Source organism: Pseudomonas piscis (genome assembly GCF_009380155.1).
Lineage (GTDB): Bacteria > Pseudomonadota > Gammaproteobacteria > Pseudomonadales > Pseudomonadaceae > Aquipseudomonas > Aquipseudomonas piscis.
This window is the reverse complement of sequence record NZ_WHUV01000001.1, coordinates 1,392,733-1,410,952: the sequence shown is the minus strand read 5'-3', so window position 1 is coordinate 1,410,952 and position 18,220 is coordinate 1,392,733. Positions and strand designations below refer to the sequence as shown.

The window sequence follows — 18,220 nt, the reverse complement described above, 5'->3', positions numbered from 1 at the left end:
CCACGCACAAAACCCCACACAGTGAACTGTAGGGGTTATCGGCCGGGCTGCCGGGCGACTTGAATGGTGCTTCACGTCAGGCCACCTGCGCCACGGCTTGTTGCGCCAGCAAATGCTTGAGCAAGGCCTTGTAGGCCAGCACACCACGGCTCTTGCCGTCGAATTGCGAAGGCGTGACCCCGGCCCGACTGGCATCGCGCAGGCGTGTATCCACGGGAATGTAGCCTTGCCAGATCTGCTCCGGGAACTTGTCCCGCAGAATCCGCAGGGTGCCCAGCGAGGCCTGGGTCCGCCGGTCGAACAGAGTCGGCACGATGGTGAACGGTAACGGCTGCTTGCGGGAGCGGTTGACCATCGCCAGGGTGTTGACCATGCGCTCCAGCCCCTTGACCGCCAGGTGCTCGGTCTGCACCGGGATCACCAGTTGCTGGCTGGCCGCCAGGGCGTTGACCATCAACACCCCAAGCAGCGGCGGGCTGTCGATGACTGCATAGTCGAAGTCCTGCCACAGCTGCGCCAGGCTCTTGGCGATCACCAGGCCCAGGCCGCTCTGACCGGGGGACTGGCGCTCCAGGGTGGCCAGGGCCGTACTCGACGGCAACAGGGAAATCCGTTCGTGGCTGGTGCCCAGCAACAGTTGCCCAGGAAGATCCTCGGGCACGCTGCCCTTGTGCAGGAACAGGTCGTAGCTGCTGTGCTCCAGGCTGTCGGGGTCATAACCGAAATAGCTGGTCATGGACCCGTGGGGGTCGAGGTCGACCACGACCACGCGCTTGCCCGCCTCCGCCAGCAAGCCGGCTAAAGCGATGGAACTGGTGGTTTTACCGACACCACCCTTTTGATTGGCAACAGCCCAGACTCTCATTCAGTTTGTTCCTCCCGCCCAGCCACAGCAGGGCGAGACATAGCGCTAAGTTATAAAGCAGGTGACGGAGAATTGACGGCACTCCCCTGTACCGGCGATTTCACCGCGGTTGGTGCAGTTTGTGTGCCAGCCCGCTTCAGAGCCGCATCCGGGGTCGCATTGGCGGTGCCGGTACCGGTCAGGCTACGGCGCACATCCAGATTGCGCGAGACCACCAGCACCACCCGGCGGTTACGCGCCCGGCCCTCGGCGGTGGCATTGTTGGCCACCGGCTGGAATTCGCCATACCCCACCGAAGCCATGCGCGCCGGGTTAACCCCCTGCATCGCCAGCATCCGCACGATACTCGCCGAGCGCGCCGAAGACAGCTCCCAGTTGGTGGGATATTGCGCAGTCTGGATCGGCAGGTTGTCGGTGAAACCCTCGACGTGGATCGGATTGTCGAAGGGTTTGAGGATCTTCGCCACCTTGTCGATGATGGTGAACGCCATATCGCTGGGCATGGCATCGCCACTGCCGAACAGCAGGCTGGAGTTGAGCTCGATCTCTACCCACAGCTCGTTGCCACGCACGGTCATCTGGTCGGAGCTGATCAGATCGCCAAAGGCCGCGCTGATGTCATCGGCAATGCTCTTGAGCGGGTCGCTGCCGCCCGAGATGCCGGCATCGATCTGCTCGCTGTCCTTGACCAGCGGCTTGGCCGGGGTCACGGTCCTGGGCCGCTCTTCGCCGATAGGGATCGGCTTGAGGGCGCGATCGGAATCGGTGAAGACCCCGACCAGCGCTTCGGAGATGATCTTGTACTTGCCCTCGTTGATCGAGGAAATCGAGTACATGACCACGAAAAACGCGAACAACAGGGTGATGAAGTCGGCGTAGGAAACCAACCAACGTTCGTGGTTGACGTGTTCTTCATGTTGACGACGACGAGCCATGATCAGTCCATGAAGCCTTGCAGCTTCAACTCGATGGAACGCGGGTTCTCGCCTTCGGCGATCGACAGGAGGCCCTCGAGGAGCATTTCCCGGTACCGCGACTGGCGCAGGGCGATGGACTTGAGCTTGGCCGCGATCGGCAGCAGCACCAGGTTGGCGCTGGCCACACCATAGATGGTGGCGACGAAGGCCACGGCGATACCGCTACCCAACTGCGATGGATCGGCCAGGTTGCCCATGACATGGATCAGGCCCATCACCGCACCGATGATCCCGATGGTCGGCGCGTAGCCGCCCATGCTCTCGAAAACCTTGGCGGCCTCGATATCCCGGCTTTCCTGGGTATAGAAGTCCACTTCGAGGATGCTGCGGATGGCTTCCGGCTCGGCGCCATCCACCAGCAACTGCAGGCCCTTGCGTGAATAGGTATCGGGCTCGGCATCCGCCACGCCTTCCAGGCCCAGCAGGCCCTCCTTGCGCGCGGTCAGGCTCCAGTTGACCACCCGGTCGATGCCCGCCGGCAGGTCGACCCGCGGCGGGAACAGGATCCAGGCGAGGATCTGCATGGCGCGCTTGAAGGCGCTCAACGGCGACTGCAGCAAGGCCGCGCCGATGGTGCCGCCGAGCACGATCAGCGCAGCCGGGCCGTTGGCCAGGGCCGAAAGATGACCACCTTCGAGGTAGTTGCCGCCGATGATGGCGACGAACGCCATGATGATCCCGATAAGGCTCAGTACATCCATTACATGCAAGCCTCGACCAGGTGCCGGCCGATATCGTCCAGGCTATACACCGCGTCCGCCAGGTTGGCCTTGACGATAGCCATGGGCATGCCATAGATCACGCAACTGGCTTCATCCTGGGCCCACACCGCGCTGCCACCCTGCTTGAGCAGGCGCGCGCCCTCACGACCGTCGGCGCCCATGCCGGTGAGTACCACCGCCAGGACTTTATCGTTGTAGGACTTGGCTGCAGAGCCGAAGGTGATGTCCACGCACGGCTTGTAGTTCAAGCGCTCGTCGCCAGGCAGGATCTTCACCGCACCACGGCCGTCGACCATCATCTGCTTGCCGCCGGGGGCCAGCAGCGCCAGGCCTGGGCGCAGGATGTCGCCGTCCTCGGCCTCCTTGACGCTGATCTTGCAAAGCTTGTCCAGGCGCTCGGCGAAAGCCTTGGTGAAGGCCGCCGGCATGTGCTGGATCAGCACGATCGGCGCCGGGAAGTTGGCCGGCAGCTGGGTCAGCACCCGCTGCAACGCCACCGGGCCGCCGGTGGAAGTACCGATGGCCACCAGCTTGTAGGCTTTGCGCTTCGGTGCAGGCGCAGCGGGGCTCGCGGCGGGCGCCGGGGCACGGCTCGGAACCGGGGCCGGTGCGGCCGGACGGCTGCTGGCGAAGCTCGAGGTGGCCGGAGTCGGCGCACTGCTCTGCGGTGCCGGGGCACTGTAGCTGCTGAAGCGCCGGTTGCTGCGCGAGATGCTGTGGACCTTCTCGCACAACAGTTGCTTGACCTTCTCGGGGTTGCGCGAGATGTCCTCGAAATTCTTCGGCAGGAAATCCACCGCCCCGGCGTCCAGCGCATCGAGGGTCACCCGCGCGCCTTCATGGGTCAGGGAAGAGAACATCAGGACCGGGGTCGGGCAGCGCTGCATGATGTGCCGCACTGCGGTGATGCCATCCATCATCGGCATCTCGTAGTCCATGGTGATCACGTCCGGCTTGAGGGCCAGGGCCTGATCGATCGCCTCTTTACCATTGGTCGCGGTACCGACGACCTGGATGCTCGAATCCGCTGAAAGAATTTCCGAGACGCGGCGGCGGAAAAAACCCGAATCGTCCACCACCAGGACTTTGACTGCCATAAACACTCCGTTAGGTGGGGCGAGGCCAAGCGCCCCTCCCCGCCGAATCAAATACGCCGTGCGGCGTAACGCTTGAGCATGCTCGGGACATCGAGGATCAGCGCGATGCGACCGTCACCGGTAATGGTGGCGCCGGACATGCCCGGGGTCCCCTGGAGCATTTTGCCCAAGGGCTTGATGACCACTTCTTCCTGGCCCACCAGCTGGTCGACGACAAAGCCGATTCGCTGGGTGCCCACCGAAAGGATCACTACGTGGCCCTCACGCTGCTCTTCATGAGCGGCGGAACTGACCAGCCAGCGTTTGAGGTAGAACAAGGGCAAGGCCTTGTCCCGCACGATCACCACTTCCTGGCCGTCCACCACGTTGGTGCGCGACAGGTCGAGGTGGAAGATTTCGTTGACGTTGACCAACGGGAAGGCGAACGCCTGGTTGCCGAGCATGACCATCAGCGTCGGCATGATCGCCAGGGTCAGCGGCACCTTGATCACGATCTTCGAACCCTGGCCCTTGGTCGAATAGATGTTGATCGAACCATTGAGCTGGGAAATCTTGGTCTTGACCACGTCCATGCCCACACCGCGACCGGAGACATCGGAGATCTCGGTCTTGGTGGAGAACCCGGGGGCGAAGATCAGGTTGTAGCACTCGGTATCGCTCAGCCGGTCGGCGGCGTCCTTGTCCATGACCCCGCGCTTGACCGCGATGGCGCGCAGGACATTGGGATCCATGCCCTTGCCGTCATCGGAGATCGACAACAGGATGTGGTCGCCTTCCTGCTCGGCGGCCAACACCACCTTGCCCTGGCGCGACTTGCCCGATTCCTCGCGTTCTTCCGGAGATTCGATACCGTGGTCCACCGCGTTGCGCACCAAGTGCACCAACGGGTCGGCCAGGGCCTCCACCAGGTTCTTGTCGAGGTCGGTTTCTTCCCCCACCAGCTCCAGGTTGATCTCTTTCTTGAGCTGCCGGGCCAGGTCGCGAACCAGGCGCGGGAAGCGCCCGAAGACCTTCTTGATCGGCTGCATGCGGGTCTTCATCACCGCGGTCTGCAAGTCGGCGGTGACCACGTCGAGGTTCGACACCGCCTTGGACATGGCTTCGTCGCCGCTGTTGAGACCCAGGCGCACCAGGCGGTTACGCACCAGCACCAGTTCGCCCACCATGTTCATGATTTCATCCAGGCGCGCAGTATCCACGCGCACCGTGGTTTCCGCTTCGCTGGCCGGTTTCTCGGCGGCTGGCGCGGCCGGCGCGCGGGCCGGAGCAGGAGCCGCGGCGGGTTTTGGCGCCTCGGGTTTGGCAGCGGCGGCCGGCTTGGCTGCCGCAGGCTTGGCCACCGCGGCACTGGCAGCCGCCGGTGCCGCCACGGCAGGAGCCGCAGCGACCGTGGCCGCCGGCTGGGCAGTGCCTGGCGTGTCGGAGAACTTGCCCTTGCCGTGCAGCTCATCGAGCAGGGATTCGAATTCGTGATCGGTGATCAGGTCACTGCCAGCCGCAGCTGCATCTGGCGCAGCAGCGGCAGGTGCGGCAGCTACCGCCGATTCCAGTGCGTCAACGGCGAAATTGCCCTTGCCATGCAACTGGTCCAGCAGGGCTTCGAACTCGTCGTCGGTGATCTCATCGCCGCCGGCAGCAGCGCCACCCTCGGCATCGGCCGCAGTGGGAGCGAGCGCATCGGGGGCGAACTGGCCCTTGCCGTGCAACTGGTCCAGCAGGGACTCGAACTCGGCGTCGGTGATCTCGTCGCCGGCCGGCTCACCCTCGGTGGCAGATACGGCGGCGGGCGCGGCCTCGGCATCGGCCTTGGCGGCGCTCAGCGAGTCGAGCAACAGTTCGAATTCGTTGTCGGTGATATCGCCCGCCGGCGCTTGCGGCTCGGGCTCGGGTTCCGCCACGGCCTCGACCACTTCTTCCACGGGGGCAGGAGCGGGCTGCGCGCTGGCCGGTTCGGCCAGGCGCGCCAGGGCGGATAGCAATTCAGGTGTCGCAGGAGTGATCTCGGTACGCTCGCGGACCTGGCCGAACATGCTGTTCACCGTGTCCAGAGCCTCGAGCACCACGTCCATCAGTTCCGAGTCGACTCGTCTCTCACCCTTGCGCAGGATGTCGAAAACGTTCTCGGCGATGTGGCAGCACTCCACCAGCTCATTGAGCTGGAGGAAGCCGGCGCCCCCTTTAACAGTGTGAAAACCGCGAAAAATTGCGTTGAGCAGATCCGCATCATCTGGCCGGCTTTCCAGCTCGACCAATTGTTCGGACAGTTGCTCTAGAATCTCGCCGGCCTCAACCAGGAAATCCTGAAGGATCTCTTCATCGGCGCCGAAGCTCATTAATGGGTGCTCCTAGAATCCAAGGCTGGAAAGCAAATCGTCAACATCGTCCTGACCGGACATAACGTCTTCCCGTTTATCGGCATGAATCTGCGGACCTTCACCCTTGGCGAGATGTTTTTGCGGATCTTTTTCCGCCAGGATCGATGCGCGGTCATGTTCGATACCTGCGAAACGATCGACCTGGCTGGCCATCAAGACGAGTTTGAGCAGATTGCTTTCGACTTCCGTGACCAACTGGGTCACGCGCTTGATCACCTGGCCAGTGAGGTCCTGGTAATCCTGCGCCAGCAGAATGTCGTTGAGGTGGCCGGAGATGGTACGGGTCTCCTGCTCGCTACGAGTCAGAAAACCGTCGACCCGCCGCGCCAGTTCGCGAAACTCCTCGGCACCGACCTCGCGCCGCATGAAGCGGCCCCAGTCCACGCTCAAGGCCTGGGCTTCAGTGCTCAGGCCGTTGACCAGCGGGGTGCTGCTCTCCACCAGGTCCATGGTGCGGTTGGCTGCGGCTTCCGTCAGCCGGACCACATAGGACAGGCGCTCGGTGGCATCCGTGATCTGTGAAACTTCCTCGGCTTGCGGCATGTGCGGGTCAATCTGGAAATTGACGATCGCGCTATGCAGCTCGCGGGTGAGCTTGCCCACTTCCTGGTACAGGCCGCGGTCACGGGTCTGATTGAGCTCATGGATCAGTTGCACGGCTTCGCCGAACTTGCCCTTCTCCAGACTCTCGACCAGTTCCAGCGCATGTTTTTTCAGGGTCGACTCAAAGTCGCCCAGTGAAGATTCGTTATGCTCCATAGCTCCCCCGTGGCGGAATGGCCACGCATCTCAACCGATGCGTTCGAAGATCTTCTCGATCTTCTCTTTCAGCGCCTGGGCCGTGAATGGTTTGACGACATAGCCGTTAACGCCGGCCTGGGCGGCTTCGATGATCTGCTCGCGCTTGGCTTCGGCAGTCACCATCAGTACCGGCAGGTGCTTGAGCTTTTCATCGGCGCGCACGTGGCGCAGCAGATCGATACCGGTCATGCCCGGCATGTTCCAGTCCGTTACCAGAAAGTCGATACTCCCGCTGTTGAGTACCGGAATGGCGGTAGTGCCATCGTCGGCCTCGACCGTGTTGGTGAAACCCAGATCACGCAACAGGTTTTTTATGATCCGCCGCATCGTTGAGAAGTCATCAACGATGAGGATTTTCATGTTCTTGTCCAATTCGACCTCCAAGCAGTCTTAAACGCATCCAGTTCCTGGACGCGCCATTCAATCAATCCGGCATAACACGCAACGACTGCATGGAGCACATACTGCAAAACCGGCAAGGCGCAAGGCCTGACCGGTCTTGGGCGCAGTGTCCCCACACTGCCTGTCAGCGCGCTCGCCACTCCCCCAAACGCCCCCGCAAGCGGGCCGCGCACTGGCTGTGTAACTGGCTGACCCGCGATTCGCTGACCCCCAGGACCTCACCGATTTCCTTGAGGTTCAGCTCTTCGTCGTAGTACAGCGCCAACACCAGTCGCTCGCGCTCCGGCAAATTGGCAATCGCATCCGCCAACGCGGCCTGGAAGCGTTCATCCTCCAGGTCCCGTGACGGCTCGAGATGAGCACTGGCGCCATCCTCGTGCAGCCCTTCATGTTCGCCGTCCTGCAACAGGTCGTCGAAACTGAACAGCCGGCTGCCCAGGGTGTCGTTCAAAATCCCGTAATAATCGTCGAGACTCAATTGAAGTTCGGCCGCAACCTCGTGATCTTTAGCGTCACGACCGGTTTTAGCTTCAATTGCGCGAATGGCATCACTGACCATGCGCGTATTACGGTGCACCGAACGCGGTGCCCAGTCGCCTTTACGAACCTCGTCGAGCATCGCGCCACGGATACGGATACCCGCGTAGGTCTCGAAACTCGCGCCCTTGCTCGCGTCGTACTTGGTCGACACTTCGAGCAAACCGATCATCCCGGCCTGGATCAGGTCCTCTACCTGGACACTGGCCGGCAACCGCGCCAGCAGGTGATAGGCGATACGCTTGACCAGAGGCGCATAGCGCTCGATCAGTTCGTATTGGCTGTCACGCGCCGACTTCTTGTAGAGGTTGTAGCCACTGGCAGTCATAGCACCGGTCCCGCTGTTTGATGCACTAGCCGCTCGACAAAGAATTCCAGGTGCCCGCGTGGGTTCGCCGGCAACGGCCAGGTATCGACTTTCTGTGCGATGGCCTTGAACGCCAATGCACACTTCGAACGAGGAAAGGCTTCATAGACCGCACGCTGCTTTTGCACGGCCTTGCGCACGCTTTCGTCGTAGGGAACTGCGCCGACATATTGTAAGGCCACGTCCAGGAAGCGATCAGTGACCTTGGTCAACTTTGCAAACAGGTTGCGCCCTTCCTGGGGGCTCTGGGCCATGTTGGCCAGGACCCGGAAGCGGTTCATGCCGTAGTCGCGGTTGAGCAGCTTGATCAGCGCGTAGGCGTCGGTGATCGAAGTGGGTTCGTCGCAGACCACCAGCAGCACTTCCTGGGCCGCGCGGACAAAACTGACTACCGAGTCACCAATACCCGCAGCGGTGTCGATCACCAGGACATCGAGGTTGTCGCCGATGTCGCTGAAGGCCTGGATCAGGCCTGCATGCTGGGCGGGGCTCAGGTGCACCATGCTCTGGGTGCCCGAGGCGGCCGGAACGATGCGGATGCCACCCGGCCCCTGGAGCAGCACGTCGCGCAGCTCGCAGCGCCCTTCGATGACATCGGCCAGGGTGCGTTTGGGGGTCAGGCCCAAGAGGACATCGACATTGGCCAATCCCAGGTCGGCATCCAGCAGCAAGACCCGTCGACCGAGCTCAGCCAGAGCCAGGGACAAGTTCACTGACACATTAGTCTTGCCGACGCCACCTTTGCCGCCGGTCACCGCGATCACCTGTACGGGATGCATGCTGCCCATGTTCTTTCTTTACCTTGTCTTACTTAGACGGGGCCACATAACTGGCTGCGTGTTCACCGTGAGAACAATGCCTGGCAGACCATCGATGTAGATACACTGCAATCTATTCATGAGTACCTCAGCCGACCCGCTTGGCCGGGTTGTGGTACAGGTCAGCGAACATATCGGCCATGGCTTCTTCGCTGGGTTCTTCCTGCATCTGCACGCTCACGGCACGGCTCACCAGTTGGTGCCGACGCGGCAGGTGCAGGTCGTCAGGAATCCGCGGGCCATCGGTCAGATAGGCAACCGGCAATTCATGACTGATGGCCAGGCTCAACACCTCGCCAAGGCTGGCTGTTTCATCCAGTTTAGTCAGGATGCACCCGGCCAGGCCACAGCGCTTGTAGCTGTGGTAGGCGGCGGTCAGCACCTGCTTCTGGCTGGTGGTGGCCAGCACCAGGTAATTCTTCGCGCGGATCCCGCGACCGGCCAGGCTTTCAAGCTGCATGCGCAGCGCCGGATCGCTGGCCTGCAAGCCGGCGGTATCGATCAGCACCACGCGCTTGCGCAGCAGCGGGTCCAGGGCCTGGGCCAGGGACTGGCCAGGATCGACATGGGTCACCGAGACATTGAGGATCCGCCCCAGGGTCTTGAGCTGCTCCTGGGCGCCGATGCGGTAGCTGTCCATGCTCACCAGCGCAATGTTCTGCGCGCCGTACTTGAGCACGTAGCGGGCCGCGAGCTTGGCCAGGGTGGTGGTCTTGCCCATGCCGGCAGGACCGACCATGGCAATCACCCCGCCCTCTTCCAGGGGCTCGACTTCCGGCGTCAGGATCATTCGCGCCAGATGCGCCAGGAGCATGCGCCAGGCCTGGCGTGGCTCGTTGATATCGGTGATCAGGGCCAGCAGGTCGCGAGCCAGCGGGCCGGACAAGCCGATGCGCTGCAGGCGGCGCCAGAGGTTGGCCTGTTCGGGACGACTGCCCTGCAACTGGCTCCAGGCCAGGGAACCGAGCTGTACTTCCAGCAGCTCGCGCAAGCCGTTGAGCTCGGAGCGCATGGAGTCCAGGGCACGGTTGTCCACCGCCGGCGCGACCGGGGCCGGAGCCGGGCGCGGGCGCTCGGTCAGGGTTGGCTCGATCAAGGGCTCGGCTGCCGTCAGCGGCAGGCCGGCGAACAACTGGCGATTGCTGATCGAGGCAGTGTCACCTTCGCCCCGCAGGCTCAGCTCGGCCTGGGCGGTAACGATCCGCGACTGGGTCTTGCGCAGCTCGTCTTCGAGTTCCACGTTCGGAATCCGTGGCGACAAGGCCGACAACTTGTAATCCAGGGCCGCCGTCAGCTCGACGCCACCGGCGATCCGGCGGTTGCCGATGATGGCAGCCTCGGCCCCCAACTCATCACGAACCAGTTTCATGGCCTGACGCATATCGGCGGCGAAAAAACGCTTAACTTGCATAACCCACTACCTCAGCCGTTGGGCCCTACTGTCGCAACGATGGTCACTTGCTTGTTGTCGGGAATTTCCTGGTACGCCAGCACATGCAAACCCGGGACGGCCAGACGACCGAACCGCGAGAGCATGGCGCGGACCGGACCCGCTACCAACAGAATCACCGGTTGACCTTGCATCTCTTGACGCTGCGCCGCTTCGATCAGCGAACGCTGCAGCTTCTCTGCCATGCTTGGCTCGAGCAGAACGCCTTCTTCCTGGCCTTGTCCTGCCTTCTGCAAACTGCTGAGCAAAATCTGTTCCAACCTTGGCTCCAAGGTGATCACAGGCAGCTCGGACTCAGTACCTACAATGCTTTGGACGATGGCGCGAGACAATCCGACGCGCACTGCTGCAACCAAAGCGGCGGTATCTTGACTCTTAGCGGCATTATTGGCGATGGCCTCGGCAATGCTGCGGATATCACGGACCGGCACCTGTTCGGCCAACAAGGCCTGCAGTACCTTGAGCAGCTGCGAGAGCGAGAGCACGCCCGGCACCAGCTCTTCAGCCAGCTTCGGCGAACTCTTGGCCAGCACCTGCATCAGTTGCTGGACCTCTTCGTGGCCGATCAGTTCGCTGGAGTGTTTGTACAGAATCTGGTTCAAGTGAGTGGCGACCACGGTACTGGCATCCACCACGGTGTAGCCCAGGGACTGGGCCTGGGGCCGCTGGCTGATCTCGATCCACACCGCCTCCAGGCCAAAGGCCGGATCCCGGGCGGCGATACCATTGAGGGTGCCGTAGACCTGCCCCGGGTTGATCGCCAATTCGCGATCCGGATAGATCTCGGCCTCGGCCAGGATCACGCCCATCAGCGTCAGGCGGTAGGCGCTGGGGGCCAGGTCGAGGTTGTCACGGATATGCACGGTGGGCATGAGGAAACCCAGGTCCTGGGACAACTTCTTGCGCACCCCCTTGATCCGCGCGAGCAGTTGCCCGCCCTGGTTGCGGTCCACCAGGGGGATCAAGCGATAACCCACTTCCAGGCCGATCATGTCGATCGGGGTCACGTCGTCCCAGCCCAGCTCCTTGGTCTCCATGGCCCGTGCCGGCGAGGGCAGCAGGTCCTGCTGGCGCTGGAGCTCTTCCTCGGCTTGGACCTTGGCCTGGTTCTGCTGGCGCCAGAGCAGGTACGCCGCACCGCCGGCCACCAGGGCCAGGCTGAGGAAGGATACATGGGGCATGCCCGGCACCAGACCCATGATCGCCATCAGCCCGGCAGCTACCGCCAGGGCCTTGGGCGAGGCGAACATCTGCCGATTGATCTGCTTGCCCATGTCCTCGGAGCCCGAGGCACGGGTGACCATGATCGCCGCCGCGGTGGACAACAGCAGCGACGGCAGCTGCGCCACCAAACCGTCACCGATGGTCAGCAAGGCATAGACCCGTCCAGCATCGGCAAAGGTCATGTTGTGCTGGAAGATACCGACCGCCATACCGCCGATCAGGTTGATGAACAAGATCAGCAAGCCGGCGATGGCATCACCGCGAACGAACTTGCTGGCACCGTCCATGGAGCCGTAGAACTCGGCCTCCTGGGCCACTTCGGCGCGGCGCGCCTTGGCCTGGTTCTGGTCGATCAGGCCGGCGTTGAGGTCGGCGTCGATGGCCATCTGCTTGCCGGGCATGGCGTCCAGGGTGAAGCGCGCGCTCACCTCGGAGATCCGCCCGGCACCCTTGGTCACTACCACGAAGTTGATGATCATGAGGATCGCGAAGACCACGATACCCACGACGTAATTGCCGCCGATCACCACCTCGCCGAAGGCCTGGATCACCTTGCCCGCGGCGGCGTGCCCTTCCTGGCCATGGAGCATCACCACCCGGGTCGAGGCCACGTTGAGCGCCAGGCGCAGCAAAGTGGCCACCAGCAGGATGGTGGGAAATACCGCGAAATCCAACGGTCGCAGGGCGTAGACGCAGACCAGCAGGACCACGATCGACAGGGCGATGTTGAACGTGAAGAACACATCCAGCAGGAACGCCGGCACCGGCAGCATCATCATGGCCAGCATGACCAACAACAGCACCGGCACACCCAGGTTGCCCCGACCAAGGCCGGCCAGGTTACTGCGAGCCGTGCTGATTAACTGAGTGCGATCCACCGATTTACCCCGTTCCGTAAAGCAAACTTTTGACGCCTGAAGCGATACAGGGCGGCTACTGCAAGAAGCCTTCCAACTTTCATCCGAGCAGCTCAATCAAGTATTTGCACGCATTTCATCACGGAGGGAGCAGCGGCCCGCAGGCCGTGGAGAGGGCTAATGGCAATCAGCCATTTTTCTGGCGAGCCGGCCCGATCAGGACAAGCCCCGCACTAAGCAGGGTCGGCCGGACCCGAGGCCGGTCGATTGCCGGAGCTGTCGCGCTGCAAATCGCCGGGAATCTGCGGGTCCTTGAGCGGTTCCGGGCGCTTGCCCTTGCCCGCGCGGTATTGGCGGATCTGGTAGACGTAGGCCAGTACCTGGGCCACCGCCAGGTACAAGCCGGCCGGAATCTCTTCCTCAAGCTCAGTGGAGTAGTAGATCGACCGCGCCAGGGCCGGCGACTGCAGCAGCATGATCTCGTGGGCGGTGGCGATCTCGCGAATCTGCTGCGCCAGGAAGTCGGTACCCTTGGCCAGCAGCACCGGCGCCCCGCCCTTTTCGGCGTCGTACTTGAGCGCCACGGCGTAGTGGGTCGGGTTGGTGATGACCACGTCGGCCTCCGGGATCGCCGCCATCATCCGCCGTTGGGACATCTCGCGCTGCACCTGGCGAATCCGCTGCTTGACCTCCGGACGCCCTTCCTGGTCCTTGTGCTCGTCGCGCACTTCCTGCTTGGTCATCAGCAGCTTCTTGTGGGCCTGGTACAACTGCACCGGCACATCCACTGCGGCGATCAGGATCAGCCCGCAAGCCATCCACAAGGTACTCCAACCCACCACCTGGACACTGTGGATGATCGCCAGCTCCATGGGTTCATGGGCGATGCGCAGCAGATCGTCGATATCCGAAGACAGCACTGACAGCGCCACGAACAGCACCAGGCTGAACTTGGCCAGGGCCTTGAGCAATTCGATCACGGCCGTCGAGGAAAACATCCGCTTCAGGCCGTTGGCCGGATTCATGCGACTGAACTTGGGCGCCAGGCTCTTGCCGGCGAACAGCCAGCCTCCGAGGGAAATCGGCCCGATGATGGCCGCCAGCAACAGGGTCAGCAGCACGGGCTGCACCGCCAGGATGGCGATCTTGCCCGAATGCAGCAGATACAGGCCCATGGCTTGCGGGCTGAGCAGCACCTCGCGCGGCAGGGAGAAGTTCAGGCGCATGATTTCCAGGAGGTTCTGCGCCAGGTTCGCGCCGAACACCAGCAAGCCACCAGCCCCGGCCAGCATGATGGCCAGGGTGTTGAGCTCCTTGGAGCGAGCGATCTCGCCCTTTTCCCGGGAGTCCTTCTTGCGTTTCTCCGTGGGGTCTTCTGTCTTGTCCTGACCGCTCTCGCTCTCAGCCATGGCTCAACGGGCCCTCGCCAATTCGCGCAAGAACTGCAAGGCCTCGGAGGCCAGCGGTTGATACTGGTTGAGGATGTCGGCCAGGCTGATCCAGACGATACCCATGCCCAGCACCAGGGTCAGCGGGAAGCCGATGGAGAAGATATTCAACTGCGGCGCCGCCCGGGTCATGACGCCGAAGGCAATGTTGACCACCAACAGCGCGGTGATCGCCGGCAGCACCAGCAAGAGCGCCGCCCCCAGGACCCAGCCCAGCTTGCCCGCCAGGTCCCAGTAGTGGTTGACCATCAGGCCGCCACCGACCGGCAAGGTGGTGAAGCTCTCGGTCAGCACCTCGAACACCACCAGATGGCCGTTCATGGCCAGAAACAACAGGGTGACCAGCATGGTGAAGAACTGCCCGATCACCGCCACCGAGACCCCGTTGGTGGGATCGACCATGGAAGCGAAGCCCATGCCCATCTGGATCGCCACGATCTGCCCGGCAACCACGAAGGCCTGGAAAAACAACTGCAACGAGAACCCCAGCACCGCGCCGACCAGGATCTGCTCGGCCACCAGCAGCAAGGCGCTGAGGTCCAGGGCGTGTACTTCGGGCATGGGCGGCAGCGCCGGGGCGATCACCACGGTGATCGCCAGGGCGAAATACAGGCGCACCCGCCGCGGCACCAGCGTGGTACCGAAGATCGGCATCACCATCAGCAACGAGGTGACGCGAAACAGCGGCAGCATGAAGCTCGCCACCCAACTGCCGATCTGGGTATCGGTCAGCGCCAGCAACGACACGGGGTCAGCCAATCAACTGCGGAATACTGCCGTACAACTGGCGGATGTATTCCATGAAGGTTTGCACCAGCCAGGGGCCGGCGACGATCAGCGTCACCAGCATCACCAGCAAGCGCGGCAGGAAGCTCAGGGTCTGCTCGTTGATCTGCGTGGCCGCCTGGAACATGGCCACGATCAAGCCCACCAGCAGGCTGGGCACCACCAGTACGGCAACCATCATGGTGGTCAACCACAGGGCTTCGCGAAACAGGTCTACCGCGACTTCAGGAGTCATAGTCGATCACCCGCAAACAAGGTTCTAGACACCGCCGAAACTGCCGGCCAGGGTGCCGATGATCAAGGCCCAGCCATCCACCAGGACGAACAGCATGATCTTGAACGGCAGGGAAATGATCAGCGGCGACAGCATCATCATGCCCATAGCCATCAGCACGCTGGCTACCACCAGGTCGATGATCAGGAACGGGATGAAGATCATGAAGCCGATCTGGAACGCCGTCTTGAGCTCCGAGGTGACGAAGGCCGGGACCAGGATGGTCAGCGGCGCCTGGTCGGGGCTGGCGATGTCGGTCCGCTTGGACAGGCGCACGAACAACTCCAGGTCGCTGCTGCGCGTCTGCGCCAGCATGAAGTCCTTGATCGGCACCTCGGCCTTGGCCACCGCATCCTGGGCGGTGATCTTCTCCGCGAGGTAAGGCTGCAGCGCGTCCTGGTTCACCCGGTCGAACACCGGGGCCATGATGAACATGGTGAGGAACAGTGCCATGCCGGTGAGGATCTGGTTCGACGGCGTCTGCTGCAAGCCCAGGGCCTGGCGCAGGATCGAGAAGACGATGATGATCCGGGTGAAGCTGGTCATCAGCATGACGAACGCCGGGATGAAGCTCAGCGCGGTCATGATCAGCAGGATCTGCAGGCTGACCGAGTACTCCTGCTGGCCATCGGCATTGGTGCCGAGGGTGATCGCCGGGATCGACAACGGATCGGCCGCCAGCGCCAGCGGCGCAGCCAGCATCAGGGCCAACATCAAGATGATGCGCAACGGCATTACTTCCTATCCTTCTGGTCCTTGCCCAACAGCTCCATCAGGCGCTGGGCGAACTCGGGCGTCGCCTGCTCGGCATTGGGCACCTGCACCGGCTCCTTGAGCACATGCAGCGGGGTGATGGTGCCCGGGCTCAGGCCCAGGAGGATCTGCTCCTTGCCCACCTGCACCAGCACCAGGCGGTCGCGCGGCCCGAGGACCCGGGAACCGATCAGCTCGATCACCTGGCCCTTGCCGGCAGGACCGGCCTGCTGCACGCGGCGCAACAACCAGGCGAGGAAAAAGATCAGCCCGATCACCAGCAGCAGGCCCAGCAACAGCTGGGCCAACTGCCCGCCAAGGCTACCCACTGCCGGGGCCGTGGCCGTCGCGGCGGCCCCGGCACTGGCCACCGGTTCTGCGGCCAGGGCACTCAGCGGCAAGCCAAGCAGTACGCCAAGCAGCTTGTTCACTTAGCGCAGCTTCTTGATGCGTTCGCTGGGGCTGATCACGTCAGTCAGGCGAATGCCGAACTTCTCGTTGACCACTACCACCTCGCCGTGGGCGATCAGGGTGCCATTGACCAGCACATCCAGCGGCTCGCCGGCCAGGCGATCAAGCTCGATCACCGAACCCTGGTTGAGCTGCAGCAGGTTGCGGATGTTGATATCGGTACTGCCCACTTCCATGGAGATCGACACCGGGATATCGAGGATCACGTCCAGGTTCGGCCCTTCGAGGCTCACCGGCTCATGGCTCTTGGGCACACTGCCGAACTCTTCCATCTGCAAGCGGCCACTGGCCGAGGCGGCACCGGCATCGGCAGCCAGCAAGGCGTCGATATCGGCCTGGCCGGCATCACCGGTTTCTTCCAGCGCAGCAGCCCATTCGTCGGCCAGCGCCTGGTCGTCCTGGGGGTTAATTTCGTCAGCCATCTTGGGTCCTCGACGGGCAAAAATTCATTGAACAGCAAACAGGTTGGAGCGCCTCAACGGCGCTCGATCGCTTCGATCACTTGCAGCGCCAGGTTGCCCTTGTGGGAACCCAGCTTGACCTTGAACGACGGTACGCCATTGGCGCGCATGATCATGTCTTCCGGCAGCTCCACCGGGATCACATCGCCAGGCTGCATGTGCAGGATGTCCCGCAGGCGCAACTGGCGACGGGCGACCGTGGCACTGAGCGGCACCGCCACATCCAGCACGTCCTCGCGCAGCGCCTTGCTCCAGCGCTCGTCCTGGTCGTCCAGGTCGGATTGGAAACCGGCATCGAGCATTTCCCGGATCGGCTCGATCATCGAGTACGGCATGGTCACGTGCAGGTCGCCGCCACCGCCATCGAGCTCGATATGGAAGGTCGAGACCACCACCGCCTCGCTGGGGCCGACGATGTTGGCCATGGCCGGGTTCACTTCGGAGTTTATGTACTCGAAGTTGACCGGCATGATCGCCTGCCAGGCTTCCTTGAGGTCGACGAAGGCCTGCTCCAGCACCATGCGCACCACTCGCAGCTCGGTGGGGGTGAACTCACGCCCTTCGATCTTCGCGTGGCGGCCATCGCCGCCGAAGAAGTTGTCCACCAGCTTGAACACCAGCTTGGCGTCGAGAATGAACAGCGCCGTGCCGCGCAGCGGCTTGATCTTCACCAGGTTCAAGCTGGTGGGGACGTACAGCGAGTGCACGTACTCGCCGAACTTCATCACTTGCACACCACCCACCGCCACATCGGCGGAGCGACGCAGCATGTTGAACATGCTGATCCGGGTGTAGCGGGCGAAACGCTCGTTGATCATCTCCAGGGTCGGCATGCGTCCACGGACGATGCGATCCTGGCTGGTCAGGTCGTAGCTTTTGACACTACCGGGTTCGGCAGCGTGTTCGGTCTGTACCAGACCGTCGTCGACGCCATGCAACAGCGCGTCGATCTCATCCTGGGACAGCAGGTCCTGCACGGCCATGTCGTGTTCCTACTGCAATACGAAGTTAGTAAAGAGCAACTGCTCGACCACTACCTTGCCCACTTCTTTCTGGGCCACTTCCTGGACGCTGGCGGTGGCTTTCTGACGGAGCATTTCCTGGCCGACCGGGGTCGCCAGGGTGTCGAAATTCTGCGCGGAGAACAGCATCACCAGGTTGTTGCGGATCACTGGCATATGCACTTTCAGTGCGTCCAGATCCGCCTGGTTGCGCGCCAACATGGTGATGCTCACCTGCATGTAGCGCTGCCGGCCATTCTGTGTGTAGTTGGCGACGAAGGCCGGGGCCATGGGCTCGAAGATCGCCGCAGGCTTGACGTTGGTAGCGGTTTGCGCAGCCGGGTCGGGCTTGCTCTGGGCACCGTGCATGAAGTACCAGGTCGCACCGACCGACAGGCCGATGGCCAGCAACAACGCCAGGACAATCAACAGGATAAGCTTGAGTTTGCTTTTCCCTGCGGTGGGTTTTTCTGCTGCTTCGCTCTTCGCCATGCCAATAATCCGTCACTATTCGGGGGTTCACAGTCGCACGGC

19 protein-coding genes are annotated in these 18,220 nt (G+C 62.6%); all 19 read right to left on the bottom strand.

The window, feature by feature from the left end:
* Positions 1-76: 76 nt before the first annotated feature.
* Positions 77-865: a ParA family protein gene (locus tag GDH07_RS06710; RefSeq protein ID WP_022643062.1), complete on the bottom strand. Its 789-nt coding sequence runs from the start codon at positions 863-865 to the stop codon at positions 77-79.
* A 50-nt stretch (positions 866-915) separates the two neighbouring features.
* A complete protein-coding gene (motD, locus tag GDH07_RS06705; RefSeq protein ID WP_152896980.1) occupies positions 916-1,800 on the bottom strand; it encodes a flagellar motor protein MotD in 885 nt (294 codons plus the stop codon).
* Between the two features lie 2 nt (positions 1,801-1,802).
* Complete coding sequence (locus GDH07_RS06700; RefSeq protein ID WP_022643060.1) at positions 1,803-2,543, bottom strand: flagellar motor protein; 741 nt, start codon at positions 2,541-2,543, stop codon at positions 1,803-1,805.
* Positions 2,543-3,661, bottom strand: coding sequence for a protein-glutamate methylesterase/protein-glutamine glutaminase (locus GDH07_RS06695; RefSeq protein WP_053135069.1), 1,119 nt, complete (start codon positions 3,659-3,661; stop codon positions 2,543-2,545). Before GDH07_RS06695 ends, GDH07_RS06700 begins: the two co-directional genes overlap by 1 nt.
* Before the next feature lie 47 nt (positions 3,662-3,708).
* The gene (locus GDH07_RS06690) at positions 3,709-5,994 is read right to left on the bottom strand and encodes a chemotaxis protein CheA (RefSeq protein WP_152896979.1); all 2,286 of its coding nucleotides are present in this window, start codon (positions 5,992-5,994) and stop codon (positions 3,709-3,711) included.
* A gap of 12 nt (positions 5,995-6,006) precedes the next feature.
* Entirely contained in the window at positions 6,007-6,795 is a 789-nt protein-coding gene (locus tag GDH07_RS06685; protein WP_053135074.1) for a protein phosphatase CheZ, read from the bottom strand.
* Positions 6,796-6,825: 30 nt separating this feature from the next.
* Positions 6,826-7,197 (bottom strand): chemotaxis response regulator CheY, encoded by a 372-nt coding sequence (locus tag GDH07_RS06680; RefSeq protein WP_003183998.1) that lies wholly within the window; start codon positions 7,195-7,197, stop codon positions 6,826-6,828.
* A 166-nt stretch (positions 7,198-7,363) separates the two neighbouring features.
* A complete protein-coding gene (gene fliA, locus GDH07_RS06675; RefSeq protein ID WP_011060003.1) occupies positions 7,364-8,104 on the bottom strand; it encodes an RNA polymerase sigma factor FliA in 741 nt (246 codons plus the stop codon).
* The gene (gene fleN / locus GDH07_RS06670; RefSeq protein WP_016963180.1) at positions 8,101-8,931 is read right to left on the bottom strand and encodes a flagellar synthesis regulator FleN; all 831 of its coding nucleotides are present in this window, start codon (positions 8,929-8,931) and stop codon (positions 8,101-8,103) included. The genes fliA and fleN overlap by 4 nt, the downstream gene beginning before the upstream one ends.
* A gap of 118 nt (positions 8,932-9,049) precedes the next feature.
* Positions 9,050-10,372, bottom strand: coding sequence for a flagellar biosynthesis GTPase FlhF (gene flhF / locus GDH07_RS06665; protein WP_152896978.1), 1,323 nt, complete (start codon positions 10,370-10,372; stop codon positions 9,050-9,052).
* An 11-nt stretch (positions 10,373-10,383) separates the two neighbouring features.
* The gene (gene flhA, locus GDH07_RS06660; RefSeq protein ID WP_343038182.1) at positions 10,384-12,513 is read right to left on the bottom strand and encodes a flagellar biosynthesis protein FlhA; all 2,130 of its coding nucleotides are present in this window, start codon (positions 12,511-12,513) and stop codon (positions 10,384-10,386) included.
* A gap of 212 nt (positions 12,514-12,725) precedes the next feature.
* Positions 12,726-13,901 (bottom strand): flagellar biosynthesis protein FlhB, encoded by a 1,176-nt coding sequence (gene flhB, locus GDH07_RS06655; protein WP_152896977.1) that lies wholly within the window; start codon positions 13,899-13,901, stop codon positions 12,726-12,728.
* 3 nt (positions 13,902-13,904) lie between these two features.
* On the bottom strand, positions 13,905-14,681 hold the full coding sequence (gene fliR / locus GDH07_RS06650) for a flagellar biosynthetic protein FliR (RefSeq protein ID WP_022643039.1): 777 nt from the start codon (positions 14,679-14,681) through the stop codon (positions 13,905-13,907).
* A 10-nt stretch (positions 14,682-14,691) separates the two neighbouring features.
* A complete protein-coding gene (fliQ, locus tag GDH07_RS06645) occupies positions 14,692-14,961 on the bottom strand; it encodes a flagellar biosynthesis protein FliQ (protein WP_022643038.1) in 270 nt (89 codons plus the stop codon).
* A gap of 24 nt (positions 14,962-14,985) precedes the next feature.
* Entirely contained in the window at positions 14,986-15,735 is a 750-nt protein-coding gene (fliP, locus tag GDH07_RS06640; RefSeq protein WP_022643037.1) for a flagellar type III secretion system pore protein FliP, read from the bottom strand.
* Positions 15,735-16,184, bottom strand: coding sequence for a flagellar biosynthetic protein FliO (gene fliO / locus GDH07_RS06635; protein WP_022643036.1), 450 nt, complete (start codon positions 16,182-16,184; stop codon positions 15,735-15,737). Before fliO ends, fliP begins: the two co-directional genes overlap by 1 nt.
* Positions 16,185-16,646, bottom strand: a complete 462-nt coding sequence (gene fliN / locus GDH07_RS06630; RefSeq protein WP_152896976.1) for a flagellar motor switch protein FliN — start codon at positions 16,644-16,646, stop codon at positions 16,185-16,187.
* 53 nt (positions 16,647-16,699) lie between these two features.
* Positions 16,700-17,668, bottom strand: coding sequence for a flagellar motor switch protein FliM (gene fliM / locus GDH07_RS06625; protein WP_022643034.1), 969 nt, complete (start codon positions 17,666-17,668; stop codon positions 16,700-16,702).
* Positions 17,669-17,677: 9 nt separating this feature from the next.
* Positions 17,678-18,178, bottom strand: coding sequence for a flagellar basal body-associated protein FliL (fliL, locus tag GDH07_RS06620; protein ID WP_152896975.1), 501 nt, complete (start codon positions 18,176-18,178; stop codon positions 17,678-17,680).
* Between the last annotated feature and the right edge of the window lie 42 nt (positions 18,179-18,220).

Excerpts from the sequence above, each read along its gene's own strand:
- GDH07_RS06680 (WP_003183998.1), bottom strand. The coding sequence starts at position 7,197 with ATGAAAATCCTCATCGTTGATGACTTCTCAACGATGCGGCGGATCATA.
- flhB (WP_152896977.1), bottom strand. The coding sequence starts at position 13,901 with ATGGCTGAGAGCGAGAGCGGTCAGGACAAGACAGAAGACCCCACGGAG.
- fliN (WP_152896976.1), bottom strand. The coding sequence starts at position 16,646 with ATGGCTGACGAAATTAACCCCCAGGACGACCAGGCGCTGGCCGACGAA.
- fliA (WP_011060003.1), bottom strand. The coding sequence starts at position 8,104 with ATGACTGCCAGTGGCTACAACCTCTACAAGAAGTCGGCGCGTGACAGC.
- GDH07_RS06710 (WP_022643062.1), bottom strand. The coding sequence starts at position 865 with ATGAGAGTCTGGGCTGTTGCCAATCAAAAGGGTGGTGTCGGTAAAACC.
- fliM (WP_022643034.1), bottom strand. The coding sequence starts at position 17,668 with ATGGCCGTGCAGGACCTGCTGTCCCAGGATGAGATCGACGCGCTGTTG.
- fliQ (WP_022643038.1), bottom strand. The coding sequence starts at position 14,961 with ATGACTCCTGAAGTCGCGGTAGACCTGTTTCGCGAAGCCCTGTGGTTG.
- GDH07_RS06690 (WP_152896979.1), bottom strand. The coding sequence starts at position 5,994 with ATGAGCTTCGGCGCCGATGAAGAGATCCTTCAGGATTTCCTGGTTGAG.
- flhF (WP_152896978.1), bottom strand. The coding sequence starts at position 10,372 with ATGCAAGTTAAGCGTTTTTTCGCCGCCGATATGCGTCAGGCCATGAAA.
- fliL (WP_152896975.1), bottom strand. The coding sequence starts at position 18,178 with ATGGCGAAGAGCGAAGCAGCAGAAAAACCCACCGCAGGGAAAAGCAAA.
- GDH07_RS06695 (WP_053135069.1), bottom strand. The coding sequence starts at position 3,661 with ATGGCAGTCAAAGTCCTGGTGGTGGACGATTCGGGTTTTTTCCGCCGC.
- GDH07_RS06685 (WP_053135074.1), bottom strand. The coding sequence starts at position 6,795 with ATGGAGCATAACGAATCTTCACTGGGCGACTTTGAGTCGACCCTGAAA.
- GDH07_RS06700 (WP_022643060.1), bottom strand. The coding sequence starts at position 2,543 with ATGGATGTACTGAGCCTTATCGGGATCATCATGGCGTTCGTCGCCATC.
- motD (WP_152896980.1), bottom strand. The coding sequence starts at position 1,800 with ATGGCTCGTCGTCGTCAACATGAAGAACACGTCAACCACGAACGTTGG.
- fliP (WP_022643037.1), bottom strand. The coding sequence starts at position 15,735 with ATGCCGTTGCGCATCATCTTGATGTTGGCCCTGATGCTGGCTGCGCCG.
- fleN (WP_016963180.1), bottom strand. The coding sequence starts at position 8,931 with ATGGGCAGCATGCATCCCGTACAGGTGATCGCGGTGACCGGCGGCAAA.